The sequence below is a fragment of the Allobosea sp. OK403 genome, from assembly GCF_900113835.1.
Classification (GTDB): Bacteria; Pseudomonadota; Alphaproteobacteria; order Rhizobiales; family Beijerinckiaceae; genus Allobosea.
In genome coordinates, this window is record NZ_FOQV01000001.1 from 1225895 (window position 1) to 1244181 (window position 18287).

Consider the following 18287-nt stretch of genomic DNA (forward strand, 5'->3'; position numbering starts at 1 on the left):
TCAGAAAGGCTGCTTCAGCACGTCGGCGACCTTCGCCATGAAGGCGTCGGCGGTCATCGCTGGCGTGTTCCAATATTGCGAGATCACATCCTCCATCGCGCCGGTCAGGGCGGGAGGCGAGAGCATCTCCTGGGCAGCGACCTGATGCTTCTTGTCCGCCAGGAGTTTCACCGCCTTCTGGGCGCAGGCGTCGAGGGAGCTGACATCGAGATCGAGCCGAACCGGGATCGAGCCCTTCTTCTGGGCGAAGCGGATCTGCGTTTCAGGCTCGAGCATCACCTTGGCGAGCACCAATTGCGCCTTCTGCTGGGCAGGATCCTTGAGCTTGGGAAAGGCGAAGACATCGCCTCCCATCACATAGCCGCCCTCGTTCGAGAGAATGGCGCAGCCGAACTCCTTGCCCGCCGTCTGGCCGGCCGCGGCAAACTCACCCTTGGCCCAGTCGCCCATGATCTGCATCCCGGCCTTACCCTGGATCACCAGATTGGTGGCGTCGTTCCAGTTCCGTCCGGGTGCGCCCGGATCGATATAGCCGCGCAGCTTGCCATAGGTCTCGGCGACCGCCCTGAATTCGGGGCTCCTGGCCGCAGCCGGGTCGCGTTTGCCATGGATCGATGCCCAGAGCGCGGTGCCGCCCTTGCCGACCAGCACAGCGTTGAAGAGACCGCGCTCCCAGACCTTCTGACCGCTGAAGGCCAGCGGAATCAAGCCCGCGGCCTTGAGTTTCTCGAGTGCGACGAGCGCCTCGTCCCAGTTCGCCGGCTCGGAGGCGCCGGCCTTCTCGAGCGCGGCCTTGGACAGCCACAACCAGTTCTGCCCGTGGATATTGACCGGCACCGCATACATCTTGCCGTTGCGGCTGGTGGCGTCGATGATCGCCTGAGGCATGAAGCTCTTCCACTTCTGCTCGGTCGCGATCTGGTCGACATCGCGCAGCAGATCGTTCTCGACCAGCTCATCGAACTGCTTGCCGGTGTTGAACTGCATGGCGGTGGGCGGCGTACCGCCGACGACGCGGTTGATGGCGGCGGTACGGGCATTGACGCCCCCGGCGATCGCCGTGTCGACCCAGGTTCCGCCCGCTTTCGCGAACTGTTCGGCGAAGACCTTCACCGCCGCCGACTCGCCGCCCGAGGTCCACCAATGGATGACCTCGGCCTTCATCTCCTGCGCATTTGCCGCCTGGAACGAGGCGCCGGCCGCGCACGCCAAGGCGAGAGCCGTCAAGCAAGGCTTGAGCTTCATGGTCCTGTCCTCCCTGTATTCGCATCGTCGTTGAACCCGTGTCCGGGCGCGCTGCGATTTCGATTTGTAATCGATTACATTTTTTTCCATACTGCCACAGGAATGACGCCTGTCAAGCCGTTCCGAGACAGCGTCTTGGCAGGCCGCCGGGATAACGATAGGGCAGATCGAGGCTAGAGCATTGCGCGAAAAACTGGGCACCGGTTTTTCGCGCAATGCTCTAAACTTATAGAATCGATTACGTTTTTTGCATTCGGACGGCTCCGTCCGAAGGCGACGTGATCTAGGGACGATCATGGACGAACGGCTGCGCAAACCGAGGATCGACGACGTCGCCAGGCGGGCGGGCGTCTCGACAGCCACTGTGAGCCGCGCTCTCGCCACCCCCGACCAGGTGAAGCCGAAAACGCGCGCGGCCGTGGAAAAAGCGGTGCTGGAGACGGGTTATGTGCTGAATGTCGCGGCCCGCAATCTGCGCACCAACCGCACCCATGCCGTGCTCGCCGTGGTGCCCGACGTCGCCAACATCTTCTTCTCGCAGGTGCTGCGCGGCATCTCCGACACCTTGCACCAGCACGGCTACCGGCTGGTGATCGCCGATACCGGCAACGATCCCGAGCGCGAGCGCGACCATGCCGAATTCGCCCAGGCCGGCTGGGTCGACGGCCTGCTGCTGCTGAACGGGCGTCTTCTGCCCACCCCGGCAGGAGGGCGGCGCCGCCTGGCCGTGCCGACGGTCAGCCTGTGCGAACGCATCCCGGGCTCCGACATCCCCTATGTCGAAACCGCGAACCGCGAGGCGGCGCGAGCGATGACGGAGCGCCTGCTGCAATTGGGACATCGCCGCATCGGCTATGTCTCCGGCCCGCCCAACAACATCCTGGAGCATGACCGTTTCGCCGGTTATCGGGATGCGCTGGCGGCGCGGGGCCTCGCACCTGACCCTGCGCTGGTGCGCCCGGGCGACTATACGCTGGCCACGGGCGAGGCGGCAGCGAGCGCCTATCTGGCTCTTGCCGAGCTTCCGGACGCGGTCTTCGCCAGCAACGACGCCATGGCGATGGGCCTGATCCGGGGCTTTACCGCCGCCGGCCTCTCGGTGCCGGAGGCGATCTCGATCGCCGGCTTCGACGACATCGAGTTCGCCGGCGCCTACAACCCCGCCCTCACCACCATGCATCAGGCCCGCAGCGAGATCGGCGCCCGCGCGACCACGATGCTGATCGATCTGATCGAAGGCCGCCAACCGGCCAGCCGCGAGGTCCATCTGCCGGCCGAGATCGTCATGAGGGACAGCACGCGCGAGCGCTGAGCCAGAGCAGGATGCGAAAAAGTGGGCACCGGTTTTTCGCATTGATCCTGCTCTCAACTCTTAGATGAGAGACGGATTCAGATTTCAGATGGGATCACTTGGTGAGCCCATCTGAAATCATCCGGCTCTCGGCGTTTTCGAGCGAAGTGGCCACCGGTTCGCGTGAAGAAAACGCTATAAAACAAAGATTTAGAGCAATTTCCGATCCAATTGGATTGGAAATTGCTCTAAAGGGCAAGATCCAGGACCCGCCCCTCGAACAGGCGGTCATAGGAGCCCTTGATGTGCATGCGCATCGCATCCCGCGCCACTTCGGCGTCACGGGCGCGGATCGCCGCGAAGATGTGCGCATGCTCGTCCAGCACGCCGGCGAGGCCGCCCGCGGGTCCGAGCAGCGAAAGCCCGTGCAGCTTCATGCCGACATTGATGTGGTCCTTCAGCGCCTGCATCGACGACAGGAAGAAGTAGTTGTTCGCCGCCTCCGCGATGGCGATGTGGAAGGCATAATCGGCGTCCTCGCGATGGCGATGCGCGTGGGTGGTGTCGCGCAGCAGCTCGAAGGCGCTGCCGATGGCCTCCAGCGCCGCCGCATTATGGCGCTTGGCGGCATAGAAGGCATTGGCCGGCTCCACCTCGAGCCGGAACTCGTAGCAGCGCTGCACATCCGCGATCGTGCCGACCGGCGCGAAGGCCAGCGCCCTGCCTTGGTCCGCCTCGGTCCCGCGCACGAAGGTGCCCGCGCCCTGGCGGGAAAAGATCAGCCCGTCCTCGCGCAGACGGCGCAGCGCCTCGCGCACCACCGGCCGCGATACGCCGTAGATCGCCGACAGGTCGTGCTCGCCGGGCAGCCGCGAATGGCTGGCGTACTCGCCCGAGGCGATCCGGGCGCGCAATTGATGATGCACGCGCTGCACCAATGGCGAGGGCGGGGTGACGTCCGCGGAACGCGCCGGCTTGCCTGAGGTCTGATCCATGGTCGCATGCTTACAACTATTTACAAATCAGTCAATCGCCCGGTCAAAACGCCGCTGGAGGCCTATATCGGCAGACAAATTACAACATGTTGACATATCCAGCCGGATGATGTTCAACCCCCTCAAGGCCCGAAGAGGCCGGCTCATGGAGGCATCCCAAGGACCGTGCGCTACAGCGCAACCGCCCGCTTCCGTGATCCGCTGCCCCGATGGGTGTCTTTCAGCAGGTGGATGATGGCTGACGTCAGGACGAACGGTTTCAAGCGCGATCTCGGCAAGCGGCAGATGCTCGGCATCTTCTCGACGCTGGCCAGCCCCACCCTCACCGAGCTCTTCGCACAGGTCGGCTTCGACTGGATCCTGATCGACACCGAGCACAGCCCCAATGAGCCCGGCGATGTCGTCGCCCAGTTGCAGGCGATGTCGGCATTGCCCGCTGAAGCGATCATCCGGCCGGCCTGGAACGACATGGTACTGGTCAAGCGCGTGCTCGATCTCGGCGCCCAGACCCTGCTCTTCCCTTATGTCCAGAATGCCGAGGAAGCGGCTCGCGCCGTCAGCTACACCCGTTATCCGCCCCATGGCGTGCGCGGCGTCTCCGGCAGCTCGCGCGCGGCGGCCTATGGCCTGATCCCGGATTATTTCGCCAAGGTGCAGCAGGAGATCTGCGTCATCGTGCAGATCGAGACGATCGAGGCGCTGGCCGATATCGAGAAGATCGCGGCGGTCGACGGCGTCGATGCCGTCTTCATCGGCCCCGCCGACCTCGCCGCCTCGATGGGCCATCTCGGCAACACGCAACATCCCGAGGTCCAGGCCGCGATCGATGACGGCTTCCGCCGCCTGAAGGCCATCGGCAAGCCGGCCGGCTACCTCACCAACAACGAGGCCGAGGCGGTGCGGCGCGTCGCGCAAGGCATCGATTTCGTCGGCGTCGCCAACGACACGACGATCGTGGTGCGCGGCTCCAAGGCGCTGCTCTCGGCGGTAAAGGCGAGCTGAGATGGCGCCGCTCCGGCTCCTGGCTGATGACCTGACCGGCGCGCTCGACAGCGCGGCCGCGTTCGGTTCGCCCGCCGAGCCGGTCGCGGTGTGCTGGCGCGGCGGAGCCCCCGCGGAGGGCGCCATCGCCATGGACAGCCGCAGCCGCGAGGTTTCGACCGCCGAGGCGCGCAGTGCAGTCGCCGCAATCGCTCCCACCTTGTGGGCGCGCGGCTCGGGCCTCGCCTATAAGAAGATCGACAGCCTGTTGCGCGGACAGGAGGTGGCCGAGATCGCCACGATCCTCGACCTGCTGCGCCCGGCCCATTGCATCATCGCCCCGGCCTTCCCGGCGCAGCGCCGGATCACCCGCGACGGCAGGCAATATGCCTGGGCGGATGGCGACTGGCGCGCAGCGCCCGCCGATCTCGCTACCGGGCTTGCAGTGGCGGGCCATCGCGTCACGCAGGCCGTTCCGGGAGATGCCCTGCCCCCGGGCATCAGCCTCTGGGATGTCGAGACCGACGCCGATCTCGACGCCGTCATCGCAGCCGCCTCCGGGCGCGATGATGTGCTCTGGGTCGGAAGCGCGGGGCTGGCGGCGGCGCTCGCACGGGCAGCCGGCATCATCCGCTGGATCGATGACCGCCCGCTCGCAGGCAAGGTTCTCGGGCTCGTCGGCTCGGACCATGCGGCGATCGGCCAGCAGCTCGACCGGCTCGGCTCGCTTCACATCGTTCTAGGTCCTGCCTGCAATGCCGAAATCGCCCGGCGCCTCACCCATGATGGCATCGTCTTCGCGAGCGTCGCGTTGCCGGACGGCACCTCGCGCCGCGACGCCGCCGCGCTGATCGACGCGCGACTGGCCAGCCTCCTGCAGGAGCTCGACCGCCCGGACACGCTCTTCGCCGCCGGCGGCGAAACCTTGCGCGGCATCTGCGAGAGCCTCGGCACTGACCGCCTCGACGTCACCGGCGAGATCATGCCGGGCGTGCCGCGCTCGATCATGCGTGGCGGTCGCTGGGACGGCGTCGCCGTGATCTCGAAATCGGGCGCCTTCGGCGCGCCGGACCTTCTTCAACAGCTCGCCGCGACCCGGATCGCGGCCTTTGCCGGAGCGGCAGCATGAAACCTCACCTTGCCATCACCATGGGCGATCCCGCCGGTGTCGGCCCCGAGATCATCGTCAAGGCCTGCCTCGCCCTGAAGGACAGGCTGGCGAGCGGCGATCTGCGCCTGCTCGTCATCGGCAGCAACCCCGCGCTGGCCGAGGCGCGCCGCCTGCTCGGCGCCGACATCGCCATTCCCGAGGTCTCCGAGAGCGAGGCCTGGCCGCATCTCGCCTGTCTGCAGGCGGGGCCGGAGGGCGAACCGATCCGCCCGGGCGTGCTTTCCGCCGATGGCGGCCGCTTCGCCTATCTCGCGGTCGAGAAGGGCGTGAAGCTCGCTCAGGCCGGCCGCATCGGCGGCATCGTCACGGCGCCGCTGAACAAGGAAGCGCTGAACAAGGCCGGCTACAAATTCGCCGGCCATACCGACATGCTGGCGACGCTGACGGGCGCCAAGGGCTCGGTGATGATGCTCGCCCATGGCGGCATGCGGGTAAGCCATGTCACCACCCATGTCGCTCTCAAGGACGTGCCCGCCAAGCTGACGCCGGAGCGGTTGCGCTATGTGCTCGACCGCACCGACGAGGCGCTCTCCGCGCTCGATCTCGGCCGGCGCAAGATCGCGGTCGCCGCGCTCAACCCCCATGCCGGCGAAGGCGGATTGTTCGGCCGCGAGGATGACGAGGTCTCCGCGCCGACCATCGCCAAGGCGGTCACTGATGGTCTCGACGTCGTCGGGCCGGTGCCGGGCGACACGGTCTTCGTCAAGCTGCGCGCCGGTCAGTACGACGCCGTCGTCGCGATGTATCACGACCAGGGCCACATCCCGGTGAAGCTCCTGGGCTTCAATGTGAACCCGGAAACCGGCACCTGGGATTCGCTCTCGGGCGTCAATATCACGCTCGGCCTGCCGATCGTGCGGACCTCCGTCGACCATGGCACCGCCTTCGACATCGCCGGCAAGGGCATCGCCAACGAGCTCAGCCTGATCGAGGCGATCGAATACGCCGAAAAACTGGCTGCAGCGCGCGGCCTCAGTGCCGACCGCGCGGCCTGACAGCGCCAAAGCTGAAAGCGCCAGAAGCCAAAAGTGCCAAGGGAGGCGACCATGAATATCCACGCGCCCAGCCAGATCGCCGTCGCGAGCCTCGCCACGCCGATCGCGATCACCCGGCCGAAGATCATCGAGTTCGGCTCCGGCACGGCGCCACTCGCCGGGCGTTGGGCTGCGGCCCAGGGGCTCTCGCGCATCCTCGTCGTGGCGGATGCCTTCAATGCCGCCCGCGTCGATCTGCTCGGCCTGACCGGCGAGGTCACGATCTTCGGCGAGGTCCGCCCCGAGCCGGACGTTCCCAATCTCGAGGCAGCGCTTGCCGTCGCCGAGCGGGTGAAGCCCGACCTCGTCATCGGCTTCGGCGGCGGCAGCGCCATGGACCTCGCCAAGCTCGTCGCTGTCCTGCCGGGTTCCGGCCAGTCTCTCCAGGATGTCGTCGGCCCCGAGAAGGTCGCCGGCAAGCGCTCGGCCCTGATGCAGGTGCCGACCACCTCGGGCACCGGCAGCGAGGCCGGAACACGCGCCCTGGTCACCGACCCCAAGACGCAGAACAAGCTCGCCGTGCAGAGCCTGCACATGCTCGCCGACATCGCGGTGATCGACCCCGACCTGACGCTGACGCTGCCGCCGGCCGTGACCGCAGCGACCGGCGTCGATGCCATGGCCCATTGCGTCGAGGCCTACACCAGCCTGAAGGCACATCCGCTGATCGACATGTATGCGCTCGAGGGCGTGCGCCTGGTCGGCCGCTTCCTCGGTCGCGCCATCGCCGACGGTTCCGACATCGAGGCCCGCGCCGGCCTGTCGCTCGCCTCGCTTTATGGCGGCTACTGCCTTGGTCCGGTCAACACGGCCGCCGGCCACGCCGTGGCCTATCCGCTCGGCACGCGCCACCATATCGCCCATGGCGCCGCCAACGCGCTGATCTTCCCGCATACGCTCGCCTTCAATGCGCCGGCCGTGCCGGAGAAGACCGCCGCGATCCTCGCCGCACTCGGCCTGAAGGCGTCGGCCCGGCAGGAGGAGGTCTTCGAGGGCGCCCATCGCTACTGCGCCGAGCTCGGCTGCGAGATGAAGCTGTCGCGTCTCTCAGTGCCCCGCGACGATCTCCCGGCGATGGCGAGCGAGGCTCACGCCATACGCCGCCTGCTCGACAACAACCCGCGCGACATCAGCCGCGACGAGATCCTGGCCCTTTACGAAGCCGCCTATTGAGCGCGTTCGCCAGACGCCCACAGGGAGAGAAGCGATGACAGTCCATGCCACGCCCATGATCGTCGAGCGCCTCGCGGCGATCGTCGGGGCGCGGCATGTCATCGGGCCCGATGGCGACCAGGAGCCTTATCTCGTCGACTGGCGTGGGCGCTATCGCGGCACGGCCGAGGCGATCGTGAAGCCGGCGAGCACCGCCGAGGTCGCCGCCGTGGTCAAGCTCTGCGCTGAGCTCGGCTTCGCCATCGTCCCGCAGGGCGGCAATACCGGCATGTGCGGCGCGGCGACCCCGCTCAGCGGGCGCCCGAATGTCGTGCTGCGGCTCGACCGCATGAACAAGGTCCGCGCCATCAGCCGGCTCGGCGATTCCATCGCGGTCGATGCCGGCTGCATCCTCGCCGATGTCCAGAAGGCGGCCGAGGCGGCCGACCGCCTGTTCCCCTTGAGCCTCGGCGCCGAGGGCTCCTGCCAGATCGGCGGCAACCTCTCGACCAATGCCGGCGGCACGGCCGTGCTGCGCTACGGCACGACGCGCGAGCTCACCCTCGGGCTCGAAGCCGTGCTGCCGGATGGCTCGGTGCTCGATTTGATGACGAGCCTGCGCAAGGATTCCACCGGCGTCGATCTCAAGCAGCTCTTCATCGGCGCCGAGGGCACGCTCGGCATCATCACCGGCGCGGTGCTGAAACTGTTCCCGCGCCCGCGCCAGCGCAGCGTCGCGCTGGCCAAGGCCGAGGATATCGAGGCGGTGCTCGATCTCCTGGCGCTGGCCCGCACCGAACTCGGCGACCGGCTCGGCGCCTTCGAGGTGATGTCGCGCGGGCAGGTCGAGGTCATCGCCGAGAATGTGCCCCATGTCGCGATCCCCTTTGCGGCGGACGCGCCCTGGTTCGTGCTGATCGAGCTCATCGACACATTGCGGGGCATCGACCTCTCCGCCGAGATGGAAGCAATGCTGGCCTCGGCCTTCGAGCGCGGGCTGATCGGCGACGCCCTCGTCGCTTCAAGCGAGGCCCAGGCGGCTGCGCTCTGGGCCATCCGCCACAGCGTCTCGGAAGGCTCCAAGCGCGCCGGCTACGTTGTCTCGCATGACAGCGCCGTTCCGCTCGAACATCAGGCCGAGTTCGTGCGCCGGGTCGAGGCGCGTATCGCGGCGCTCCGGCCCGAGGCGCGCATCGTCATGCATGGCCATCTCGGCGACGGCAACATCCATGTGCTCGCCATCCTGCCCGGCATCGCCGCCGACCAGCGCGGGACGCTTGCCCCGATCGTCAGCGCGATCAACCGCGCCGTCGACGAGGAGACGGCGGCGCTCGGCGGCAGCATCAGCGCCGAGCACGGCATCGGCATCGCCAATAAGGAGCGCCTCAACCACGTGACGGCGCCGCGCGAAATGGCCCTGCTGCGGCAGGTCAAGGGGCTGCTCGATCCGCAGGGGCTGATGAATCCGGGCAAGGTCCTCAGCGACTGACAAGATCTTGAGCGCCTGTCCTGGGTACATGAACGACGCGATACGAAAAAAATAATGCAAGGGAGAACAGAGATGAACCGCCGCGATGTCCTGGCTGCACTGAGCCTCCTGTTCGGCCCGGCTCCCGCCTTCGCGCAAGGCGTCGGCTACCCGTCGAAGCCGGTCAGCATGATCGTGCCCTTCTCGGCCGGCGGCACCGCCGACATCTTCGCCCGCATGGTCGGCGAGCATCTGCAGAAGAGCTGGGGCCAGCCCTTCGTGACCGAGAATGTCGGCGGCGCCGGCTCGATCGTCGGGATCACGCGGATTGCGCGCGGGACGCCGGACGGCAGCATCCTCGGCCTCGCCTCGACCTCGGGCCTCTCGATCAACCCGACGCTCTATGGGGCGAAGCTGTCCTATCGCCCGGCGCAGGACCTCCTGCCCATCGCCCAGATCAGCATGGTTCCGAACGTGCTCGTGGTGAACCCCGACAAGATCAAGGCCCGCACCGTCCCGGAGCTGATCGCCCATCTCAAGGCCAATCCGGACAAGGTCTCCTTCGGCTCGGCCGGTGTCGGCACCTCACAGCATCTGGCGGCCGAATTGTTCAAGCAGATGACCGGCACGCAGATGACGCATGTGCCCTATCGCGGCTCGAGCCAGATGGTCACAGACCTCATCAGCGGCAATATCGACCTCGCCTTCGACAATGTGCCGCTGCTGCTGCCGCAGGCGGCGGGCGGAAAGCTCGCGCTGATCGCGACCGCGACCGCCAAGCGCGCGGCCTTCGATCCCAATCTACCGGCGCTGTCGGAATACCTGCCTGGCTTCGAGGCCGTCGCCTGGCACGGCTTCGTCGCTCCCGCGGGGACGCCCAAGCCTGTGATCGACAAGCTCTCGGCCGAGATCCGCAGCTTCATGCAGAAGCCCGAGACGGCCAAGAAGATGGACGAGGTCGGTGCCATCGCGGTTGCGCTCGGCCCCGACGAATTCGCCGCCTACATCGCCTCCGAGACCACCCGCTGGAAGGCGGTCATCGAGGCCGCCGCCATCAAGATCGACTGAGCCGCATCGACAGCGGCGCCGGACCAGGCGGGCGAGCTGCCCGCGCAGACCAGAAGGAGGCCTTCCGAAATGGGAGCCCATTCGACCGATATCGCACCCGCCGGCCTCTCCGAGCGCAGCGGCATCCTGCATCCGCGCGAGGGCGATGCACGGCGCATCGAGGCCTATCTGCCCTCCCCTTGCGTCCAGAACCACGCAGCCAACATCGCCGTGCTCGGCAATGGCGATCTCGCCATCGTCTGGTTCGGCGGCACGCAGGAAGGCATCCCCGACATCTCGGCCTATTTCTCGCGATTGCCCAAGGGTGGCGATCGCTGGTCGGCCCCGGTCAAGCTCTCCGACGATCCGGCCCGCTCCGAGCAGAACCCGGTGCTGTTCACCGCACCCGGTGGCGAGCTCTGGCTGATCTGGACCGCGCAGATCTCCGGCAACCAGGACACAGCGCTGGTGCGCAAGCGCATCTCGCTTGACCATGGTCTGACATGGGGACCGATCGAGACCCTGTTCGAGGCGCCCAAGGGCCATGGCCTGTTCGTGCGCCAGCCTCCCGTCGTGCTCGACAATGGCGATTGGGTAATCCCGGTGTTCCATTGCGTCAGCGTACCCGGCGCCAAATGGGTCGGCGATCACGACATCAGCGCCGTGCGTGTCTCCTCCGACGCCGGCAAGAGCTGGGTGGAGCATGCCGTGCCCGGCTCGACCGGCTGCGTGCACATGAACGTGCTGAAGACGAAGGACGGGCTCGTCGCGTTCTATCGCAGCCGCTGGGCCGATTTCATCTATGCCAGCCGCTCGACCGACGGCCGCAACTGGACGTCACCCGAGCCCACCGCGCTGCCCAACAACAACTCCTCGATCCAGGCGACAGTGCTCGCCGACGGCCGCATCGCGCTCGTCTTCAACCACTCCAGCGCGGCCGACGCGACCGACCGGCGCACCGGCCTTTATGACGACATCGAGGACGAGGAGGCCGGCGCGCCGCAAGCCGAGGCCGCCTCTGCCCCCGCTGCGTCGCATCGCACCGCCTTCTGGGGCGCACCGCGCGCACCGATGACGCTGGCGCTCTCCTCCGATGGCGGCCGGAGCTGGCCGATGATGCGCGACCTCGAGACCGGCGACGGCTTCTGCATGACCAACAACTCCAAGGACCAGCTCAATCGCGAGTTTTCCTATCCCTCGATCACGCAGACGCCGGACGGGGCGCTGCACATCGCCTTCACCTATTTCCGCCGCGCCATCAAATACGCCCGCGTCGCGCCCGATTGGGCGGCCCAGACCTGAACAAGACCAAGCCTGAACAAGACCGAGAACAGCAAGACCAAGAACAGGGAGACCGCAGATGCCTGCACTCGCTCAAGTCCATCCGCTCAACGCCGCGTCCTCGCCTCAGCGCGACCTCATCCGCATTCGCGGCCTCGACAAGACCTATGCCGGCGGCAGCGTGCATGCGCTGTCGGCGATCGATCTCGACATCAAGGATGGCGAGTTCGTCTGCGTTGTCGGCCCTTCGGGCTGCGGCAAGTCGACCTTGCTGCGCATCCTCGCCGGGCTCGACGATTACGACACCGGTACGGCAGCGCTCGACGGCAAGACGATCTCCGGCCCCTCGCGCGATGTCGGCGTCGTCTTCCAGGCAGCAAATCTCCTGCCCTGGCTGACCGTGCGCGAGAACATCGCCTTGCCGCTGCGCGTCGGCGGCAAGCAAGTCGGGCAGGCCGAGGATATCGACCGGTTGCTCGATGTCGCCGGCCTCAAGGATTTCGGCGAGCGCTTCCCCTATGAGCTCTCCGGCGGCATGCAGCAGCGCGCCGGCATCTGCCGCGCCCTGGTGCGCTCACCCCGCGTCCTGCTGATGGACGAGCCTTTCGGCGCGCTCGACGCATTGACCCGCGAGCGCATGAACCTCGAGCTGCAGCGCATCTGGCAGGCCAGCCGCAAGACCGTGCTCCTGATCACCCATTCGATCTCGGAGGCGATCTTCCTCGCCGACCGCGTCGTGGTGATGTCGGCCCGGCCGGGCCGCGTCATCTGCGAGCTTGAGGTGCCGATCCCGCGCCCGCGCAGCAACGACACCATCATCAGCCACCCCGCCTATCCGGCGCTGGCTAAGGAAATCCGCGGATTGCTCAACGCGCAGGGAGACGAATGATGAGCCAGGCGCAAACCACCATCATTGCAGACAGCGTCGCGATCGAGCGCGCGCCCCCGAAGCCCAAGACCAAAGCCAAGGACGGCAAAGGCGTTAACGGCACCGCGATCACGCTGATCGGCCTCGTCGTCCTGTTCGGCGGCTGGTCGCTCGCGGTGAAGTATCTCGAAGTGCCTTCCTACATCCTGCCGACGCCACTGGCGGTGTGGAAGGCGCTGTGGTCGGGCATCGCGGTCAGTCCGTCGAGCCCGCTTGGCTATTACCTGCCGCTCTGGGGCACGCTTAAGAACGCCGCGATCGGACTGGCGATCGGCTCGGGGCTGGGCCTGACGCTCGGCTCGCTGATGGCCGAAAGCCGCTTGATCGAGAAATTGGTCATGCCCTATGCCTTCGCGCTGCAGAGCCTGCCCAAGGTCGCGATCGCGCCCCTGATCGTGATCTGGTTCGGCTTCGGCGACGGCTCCAAGATCGCGATCTCGGCATTGCTCGCCTTCTTCCCGATGCTGATCAACAGCTTCACGGGCCTGCGCGCCGTTGAGCCCGAACGCATTGACCTGATGCGCTCGCTCTCGGCCTCGCGCTTCGAGACCTACCGCATCGTCAAGCTGCCCAATGCGGCGCCCTTCATCTTCGCCGGACTCGACATGGCGGTGGTCTATGCGCTGCTCGGCACCATCGTCGCGGAATTCCTCGGCGCCCAGCAAGGCATGGGCGTCGTCATCACCCAGGCGCAGGCGGTCACCGACGTGGCCGGCGTCTTCGCCGCCCTCGTCATCCTCGGCGCCATGGGAATCACGCTCCACGCCATCGTACGCGGGCTGGAAAAGAAGGTCGTCCATTGGGGCGATCGCGGCCGCAAGTGATCGAGCAAACCTAGACGACCAAAAGCAATAAGCCATAACGGGAGGAACATCATGGTCACACGCAGAGAATGGCTTCTCGCCAGTGGCGCCGTCGCGGCGGCGCTGGCCCTGCCGGCCCGCTCGGCGTTCGCCCAGCCGGCCCGCACCGTGAAGGTGGCGATCGGTCAGAAGACGATCGCGCCGAACCTGGTCAACCTGCTCATCGGCGAAGGGCTCGGCTACAACGCGGCCGAGGGCTTCAAGGCGCAGTTCATGACGGTGGGCGGCGTCTCGAACGCTCAGGTCGCCATCGATCGCGGCGATTCCGACATCTCGACCGGTGTGCCCTCCTTTGCCCTGCCGATCCTGGCCAAGGGCGAGTGGGGCAAGGCGATCCACTTCTACCAGTATACCTATCCCTACAAATGGGACGTGGCGGTGAAGCCGGAATCGACGCTGACGAGCTATGAGGGGCTCAAGGGCAAGAACATCGGCGTGCCGGATTTTGCGGAGACAGCATTCCCAGTCACCAAGAACGTTCTGCGTAGCCTGGGCCTTGACCCGGACAGGGACGTCAAATGGACGGCGGTGGGCACTGGCGTCGCTGCCGGTGTCGCACTGCAGCGCGGCGCCGTCGACGCCCTCGCCTATTACGACACCGGCTTTGGACAGATCGAAGGCGCCGGTATCCCGTTCAAGATGCTGCCGCTTCCGAAAAACGTGCCCATGGTCGGCGGGCAGTTCCTGATGGCGCTGCGCGAACGCATCGCCAGCGATCGCGCATTGCTGATCGGCTATGGCAGGTCGGTCGCGAAGGCGTCCGTCTTCCTCGCGGCAAGTCCGGGCGGCGGGGCGCGCGCCTTCCTGAAAATGTATCCCGAAGCGGCGCCGCGCGGCTCCAACGAGGAGGATGCGATCAAGTCGGTGCTCGTCGCGATCTCCCGGCGCATCAAACTCTACGAGCCGCCCTATCAGGGCGCCAAGATCGGCAGCATCAATCCGGAGGAGTTTCGGATCGAGGCGCAGATGAACGACATGAAGATCGGCTCCTTCGACGGCTTCTACACCAACGAGCTGATCGATGAGATCAACCGCTTCGATCGTGAGGAGATCAAGCGGCAGGCGCAGTCCTACGCATGAGCATCGGGGCCACGGAGATGGACGCTTCGACGGCGCTACGCATCGATGCGCCTGCCGCTGTCGGGATATGCGACACGCATTTCCATGTCTTCGGCCCCTATGACCGCTTCCCGCTGCCGCATCATCCCTCCTATGCGCCGCAGGAGGCGACGGCTGCGGCCTATCGCCAGGTTGCCGAACGGCTCGGCATCGACCGGATGGTGGTCGTGCAGGGTGGCTGCTACGGCACCGACAACGCGGCGATGCTCGATGCGGTGCAGGTGCTGGGTCCCGGTCGGACCTGCGGAATCGCCATCATCGAGGGGACCACGACCGCGGCAGATCTCCGCCGGCTTGACGAAGGCGGCGTACGCGGCATCCGGCTCAACGCCATATCGGACACGCGCATCGACGCCGACGCTATCCGGACCCAGGCGAACATGATCGCGGAGTTGGGTTGGCACATCCAGTTCCACGCGCGCGCCGATCAGATCGTGCAGCATGCGGCGCTGCTTCGCGATCTGCCTGTCGACGTGGTGATCGATCATTGCGGCCGGATCGATCCGCGCGGAGGCCAGGATCAGGAGGCGATGCGGGCGATGCTGGACCTGCTCGCGACCGGGCGATGCTGGATCAAGCTGATCAGCTACCGATCGCTTCCAGCTGGCGGCAAGGGCGACGAGATGGCGCCGTTCCTGCGGCGCTTCGCAGCCGCCGCGCCGGAGCATTGCCTCTGGGGCACCGACTGGCCACATCCGCTGATGGAGGTCGTGCCTGACACGCAAAGACTATTCGAAGAGCTCTGTAGCGTTTTTGACGAGCCTTTTCGCAAGAAGATTTTCAGCAAAAACGCTGAACGACTCTATGGCTTCAAGTAACGGCTCGCGTATCGGGCCCAATCAGCAAGAAGGGAGAGAAACCATGACGACACGCAGAGAATGGCTTCTGGCAAGCGGCGCCTTCGCCGCCGCACTGACAATGGGACCACGCTCGTCCTTCGCTCAGGCGACGCGGACCGTAAAGGTCGGCGTCGGGCTGAAATCGCTCAACTCCAGCGTTATCAACCTGCTGATCGGCGAGGCACTCGGCTACAATGCCGAGGAAGGCTTCAAGGTCCAGGGGCTGGCGCTCGGCGGCAACGCCAACGTCCAGGTCGCGACCGATAAGGGCGATGTCGATGTCGGCATCGGCGTGCCCTCTTACGCCCTGCCGATCCTGGCCCGCAACGAGTGGGGCAGCGCGCAATGGTTCTACCAGTACACCTACCCCTATAAATGGGACATTGCGGTCAAGCCCGGCTCGACCGCCAAGGCCTATACCGACCTCAAGGGTAAGAATATCGGCGTCTCCGATTTCGGCGGCACCGAATATCCGGTCACTCGCAACGTGCTGAAATCGCTCGGTGTCGATCCCGACAAGGATGTGAAATGGACGGCCGTCGGCGCCGGCGTACCGGCTGGCGTCGCCCTGCAGCGCGGCGCCATCGACGCCCTCGCCTATTATGACACCGGCTTCGGTATCATCGACGGCGCCGGCATCCCGCTGGAGCTGCTGGCGCGCCCCAGCAACCTGCCGATGATCGGCGGCCAATTCCTGATGGGCCTGCGCCAGAGGATCCAGGCCGAGCGCGATCTCTTCATCGGCTTCGGCCGTTCGACCGCCAAGGCCTCGCGCTTCATCCTGGAAAACCCCGCGGCCGGCGCGAAAGCCTTCCTCAAGCTCTATCCCGAGACCGCCCCGCGCGGCTCCACCGAGGAACAGGCCGTGAAGTCGGTGCTGGAGGCGATCAGCCGGCGCATCAAGCTCTATGAGCCGCCTTATGCCGGCGCCAAGATGGGCAGCATCAGGGTCGACGAATTCATCACCGAGGCGAAGATGAACGACTGGGCCATCGCCGACTTCTCAAGGGTCTACACCAATGACCTGATCGACAAGATCAACGACTTCGACGTCGAGAAGATCAGGGCGCAGGCGCGGTCCTTCAGCGGATGACGCCGGCGCTTTCGACACAGGACGGGCGCGCGAAACGCGCGCTCGTCACCGGCGTGAGCTCCGGCATCGGCGAGGCGATCGCGAAGCGATTGCTCGCCGAGGGCTGGAACGTCGTCGGATTCAGCCGCAGCACGCCCGCCTTCGCGGATCCGGGGCTGGCACACGAGCCGGTCGACCTCTTCGACAGGGAGGCACTCGCCCTCGCGCTTGAGGGCCTGGGTCCGCTGGACGCCATCGTCCACGCCGCAGGCATCCTGCGCGTCGGCCGGCTCGGCGAACTCGATCCGGAAAACGCGCGAACGATGTGGCGGCTCCATGTCGATGCGGCAGAACAGATCGTTGAGGCGCTTGTACCGACCCTGCCCGATGGCGGGCGCATCGTCCTGCTCGGCAGCCGCACGGCCGCCGGATCTCCCGGGCGGGCGCAGTATGCTGCGACCAAGGCCGCCGTCGTGGGTATGGCCCGTTCTTTCGCCATCGAGTTGGCTCCACGGCAGATCACGGTGAACGTCGTGGCGCCCGGCGCAACCGACACGCCGATGCTCAGGGACCCAAGACGGGCATCGGTCGCGCCGAAGATGCCGCCGATCGGCCGCCTCGTGAAGCCGGAGGAAATCGCTGCGACCACGGCGTTCCTGCTCTCCGAAGGCGCAGCCAGCATCACGGGCCAGCAGATCATCGTCTGCGGCGGGGCCTCGCTTTGAGCAGCCTGCGTCATCGGTCGGCCCTCACCAAACGCTATACGGCATGACCGAACCGAAATGTGGTATGAGGAGGCCTGCGTCCGCGCGATCTCAGGGCGCCCTCGAGCGGGCGCCATTATAGGACGGGACAGTCAGATGCAGTGAGGCCGTCCAAACTGGGGGCTTCATTTCAAGTAGCCACCGTGTCGGCCAAGGTGCGATTCTTGGAATTGGCGATATGCTGTCGCATTGCCTGCCTGGCGCGGTCGGGGTCTTCTTCCAGGATGGCGCGGTAGATCTCCACGTGCTCATCCTGGACCATGCGCAGCCGTGCATGGGTGCTGCTCAAAGCCAAGCTGCGCATCACGCGCATGAAGTCGAAGATTTGCATCGACAGGGCCTGCAGGCTGCCGGCAAACAACTCGTTGCGGCAAGCTACAGCCACGGCCTGGTGGAAGCGCAGGTCGGCCGCGTGGCCGATCTGGCGCGTCTCGATGGCTTGAGCCAGTTCGTCCAGCGCAGCCTGCATTTCCTCCAGGTCTTCATCGCTCCTTCGGCTGGCCGCGAGGTAGGCCGCGTCGCCTTCGATGGCGCTGCGCAGCTCCATGCAGCGCAGCAGTTCTGGCAGCCCGCCGATGGGCGCCAATTTGAACAACTCGGCATCGCGGCGTAGCCGCACGAACGAGCCGGCACCCCGCTGGGTTTCGACCACGCCATCCGCGTGCAGTCGCGACACGGCTTCGCGCACGACCGGGCGCGACACGCCAAAGGCCTCGCACAGCTCCGCCTCAGAGGGCAGCTTGCTGTTCACCGGGAATCGCCCCGCGGTAATCAGCTTATAAATCTGCGTGTAGATCTGCTCGGCCAGGCGCGGAGCACGCGCCGCTTTGGCTCCCAGCAAGGCGTTACCCCCGCGCAGATCGCGTAGATCCCGCAGTGCTGAAGAGGAGGAGCGTCGAGCCATTCTTCGACGGGAAACATGCCTATGGCCAAGTTGTCAACCTAATATCATGCATTACAACTTGTCATGTTAACGCGCGCGGCCACTCCATTGAAGAGGGGCGCACGTTGGTTCTCGCTGTTGCGTTGCCCACGGC

Annotated in this window: 17 protein-coding genes; 14 read left to right on the top strand and 3 right to left on the bottom strand. The window is 66.2% G+C overall.

Features of this window, described 5'->3' with window-relative positions; genetic code table 11:
• Entirely contained in the window at positions 1-1245 is a 1245-nt protein-coding gene (locus BMZ97_RS05380; protein ID WP_092166199.1) for an ABC transporter substrate-binding protein, read from the bottom strand.
• A gap of 295 nt (positions 1246-1540) precedes the next feature.
• On the opposite strand from BMZ97_RS05380, the gene BMZ97_RS05385 reads away from it, so the two are divergent.
• Positions 1541-2557, top strand: a complete 1017-nt coding sequence (locus BMZ97_RS05385; protein ID WP_092166201.1) for a LacI family DNA-binding transcriptional regulator — start codon at positions 1541-1543, stop codon at positions 2555-2557.
• A gap of 227 nt (positions 2558-2784) precedes the next feature.
• Here the strand turns inward: BMZ97_RS05385 and BMZ97_RS05390 are convergent, their stop codons facing one another.
• Positions 2785-3531, bottom strand: a complete 747-nt coding sequence (locus tag BMZ97_RS05390) for a FadR/GntR family transcriptional regulator (protein WP_092166203.1) — start codon at positions 3529-3531, stop codon at positions 2785-2787.
• A 234-nt stretch (positions 3532-3765) separates the two neighbouring features.
• Here BMZ97_RS05390 and BMZ97_RS05395 point away from each other — a divergent pair, with 234 nt between their 5' ends.
• The 13 genes from BMZ97_RS05395 to BMZ97_RS05455 all read left to right on the top strand — a co-directional run bounded on the left by BMZ97_RS05395 (position 3766) and on the right by BMZ97_RS05455 (position 17211).
• Positions 3766-4533 (top strand): HpcH/HpaI aldolase family protein, encoded by a 768-nt coding sequence (locus tag BMZ97_RS05395; RefSeq protein WP_210188211.1) that lies wholly within the window; start codon positions 3766-3768, stop codon positions 4531-4533.
• Position 4534: 1 nt separating this feature from the next.
• Positions 4535-5641, top strand: coding sequence for a four-carbon acid sugar kinase family protein (locus BMZ97_RS05400; RefSeq protein WP_092166207.1), 1107 nt, complete (start codon positions 4535-4537; stop codon positions 5639-5641).
• Complete coding sequence (gene pdxA, locus BMZ97_RS05405; protein WP_092166209.1) at positions 5638-6678, top strand: 4-hydroxythreonine-4-phosphate dehydrogenase PdxA; 1041 nt, start codon at positions 5638-5640, stop codon at positions 6676-6678. Before BMZ97_RS05400 ends, pdxA begins: the two co-directional genes overlap by 4 nt.
• Before the next feature lie 51 nt (positions 6679-6729).
• Entirely contained in the window at positions 6730-7890 is a 1161-nt protein-coding gene (locus BMZ97_RS05410; protein ID WP_092166222.1) for an iron-containing alcohol dehydrogenase, read from the top strand.
• Between the two features lie 34 nt (positions 7891-7924).
• A complete protein-coding gene (locus BMZ97_RS05415; protein ID WP_244546240.1) occupies positions 7925-9358 on the top strand; it encodes an FAD-binding oxidoreductase in 1434 nt (477 codons plus the stop codon).
• Between the two features lie 72 nt (positions 9359-9430).
• Complete coding sequence (locus BMZ97_RS05420; protein WP_092166224.1) at positions 9431-10405, top strand: Bug family tripartite tricarboxylate transporter substrate binding protein; 975 nt, start codon at positions 9431-9433, stop codon at positions 10403-10405.
• A gap of 69 nt (positions 10406-10474) precedes the next feature.
• Positions 10475-11686, top strand: coding sequence for a sialidase family protein (locus BMZ97_RS05425; RefSeq protein WP_092166227.1), 1212 nt, complete (start codon positions 10475-10477; stop codon positions 11684-11686).
• A gap of 58 nt (positions 11687-11744) precedes the next feature.
• Complete coding sequence (locus BMZ97_RS05430; RefSeq protein ID WP_092166229.1) at positions 11745-12554, top strand: ABC transporter ATP-binding protein; 810 nt, start codon at positions 11745-11747, stop codon at positions 12552-12554.
• Complete coding sequence (locus BMZ97_RS05435; RefSeq protein WP_092166659.1) at positions 12554-13417, top strand: ABC transporter permease; 864 nt, start codon at positions 12554-12556, stop codon at positions 13415-13417. Before BMZ97_RS05430 ends, BMZ97_RS05435 begins: the two co-directional genes overlap by 1 nt.
• A gap of 51 nt (positions 13418-13468) precedes the next feature.
• A complete protein-coding gene (locus BMZ97_RS05440) occupies positions 13469-14536 on the top strand; it encodes an ABC transporter substrate-binding protein (RefSeq protein WP_092166231.1) in 1068 nt (355 codons plus the stop codon).
• Positions 14533-15393, top strand: a complete 861-nt coding sequence (locus BMZ97_RS05445) for an amidohydrolase family protein (RefSeq protein WP_092166232.1) — start codon at positions 14533-14535, stop codon at positions 15391-15393. Before BMZ97_RS05440 ends, BMZ97_RS05445 begins: the two co-directional genes overlap by 4 nt.
• A 43-nt stretch (positions 15394-15436) precedes the next feature.
• The gene (locus BMZ97_RS05450) at positions 15437-16507 is read left to right on the top strand and encodes an ABC transporter substrate-binding protein (protein WP_092166233.1); all 1071 of its coding nucleotides are present in this window, start codon (positions 15437-15439) and stop codon (positions 16505-16507) included.
• Complete coding sequence (locus BMZ97_RS05455; RefSeq protein WP_092166234.1) at positions 16504-17211, top strand: SDR family NAD(P)-dependent oxidoreductase; 708 nt, start codon at positions 16504-16506, stop codon at positions 17209-17211. Before BMZ97_RS05450 ends, BMZ97_RS05455 begins: the two co-directional genes overlap by 4 nt.
• Positions 17212-17380: 169 nt before the next feature.
• Here the strand turns inward: BMZ97_RS05455 and BMZ97_RS05460 are convergent, their stop codons facing one another.
• Positions 17381-18091 carry a FadR/GntR family transcriptional regulator gene (locus BMZ97_RS05460; RefSeq protein ID WP_175525439.1) on the bottom strand — a complete coding sequence of 237 codons (711 nt, stop codon included), beginning with the start codon at positions 18089-18091 and terminating at the stop codon, positions 17381-17383.
• Between the last annotated feature and the right edge of the window lie 196 nt (positions 18092-18287).

What these genes read in the sequence shown, in the direction of transcription:
- BMZ97_RS05380 (WP_092166199.1), bottom strand. Translation starts at nt 1,245, where the DNA reads ATGAAGCTCAAGCCTTGCTTGACGGCTCTCGCCTTGGCGTGCGCGGCC.
- BMZ97_RS05385 (WP_092166201.1), top strand. Translation starts at nt 1,541, where the DNA reads ATGGACGAACGGCTGCGCAAACCGAGGATCGACGACGTCGCCAGGCGG.
- BMZ97_RS05390 (WP_092166203.1), bottom strand. Translation starts at nt 3,531, where the DNA reads ATGGATCAGACCTCAGGCAAGCCGGCGCGTTCCGCGGACGTCACCCCG.
- BMZ97_RS05395 (WP_210188211.1), top strand. Translation starts at nt 3,766, where the DNA reads ATGGCTGACGTCAGGACGAACGGTTTCAAGCGCGATCTCGGCAAGCGG.
- BMZ97_RS05400 (WP_092166207.1), top strand. Translation starts at nt 4,535, where the DNA reads ATGGCGCCGCTCCGGCTCCTGGCTGATGACCTGACCGGCGCGCTCGAC.
- pdxA (WP_092166209.1), top strand. Translation starts at nt 5,638, where the DNA reads ATGAAACCTCACCTTGCCATCACCATGGGCGATCCCGCCGGTGTCGGC.
- BMZ97_RS05410 (WP_092166222.1), top strand. Translation starts at nt 6,730, where the DNA reads ATGAATATCCACGCGCCCAGCCAGATCGCCGTCGCGAGCCTCGCCACG.
- BMZ97_RS05415 (WP_244546240.1), top strand. Translation starts at nt 7,925, where the DNA reads ATGACAGTCCATGCCACGCCCATGATCGTCGAGCGCCTCGCGGCGATC.
- BMZ97_RS05420 (WP_092166224.1), top strand. Translation starts at nt 9,431, where the DNA reads ATGAACCGCCGCGATGTCCTGGCTGCACTGAGCCTCCTGTTCGGCCCG.
- BMZ97_RS05425 (WP_092166227.1), top strand. Translation starts at nt 10,475, where the DNA reads ATGGGAGCCCATTCGACCGATATCGCACCCGCCGGCCTCTCCGAGCGC.
- BMZ97_RS05430 (WP_092166229.1), top strand. Translation starts at nt 11,745, where the DNA reads ATGCCTGCACTCGCTCAAGTCCATCCGCTCAACGCCGCGTCCTCGCCT.
- BMZ97_RS05435 (WP_092166659.1), top strand. Translation starts at nt 12,554, where the DNA reads ATGAGCCAGGCGCAAACCACCATCATTGCAGACAGCGTCGCGATCGAG.
- BMZ97_RS05440 (WP_092166231.1), top strand. Translation starts at nt 13,469, where the DNA reads ATGGTCACACGCAGAGAATGGCTTCTCGCCAGTGGCGCCGTCGCGGCG.
- BMZ97_RS05445 (WP_092166232.1), top strand. Translation starts at nt 14,533, where the DNA reads ATGAGCATCGGGGCCACGGAGATGGACGCTTCGACGGCGCTACGCATC.
- BMZ97_RS05450 (WP_092166233.1), top strand. Translation starts at nt 15,437, where the DNA reads ATGACGACACGCAGAGAATGGCTTCTGGCAAGCGGCGCCTTCGCCGCC.
- BMZ97_RS05455 (WP_092166234.1), top strand. Translation starts at nt 16,504, where the DNA reads ATGACGCCGGCGCTTTCGACACAGGACGGGCGCGCGAAACGCGCGCTC.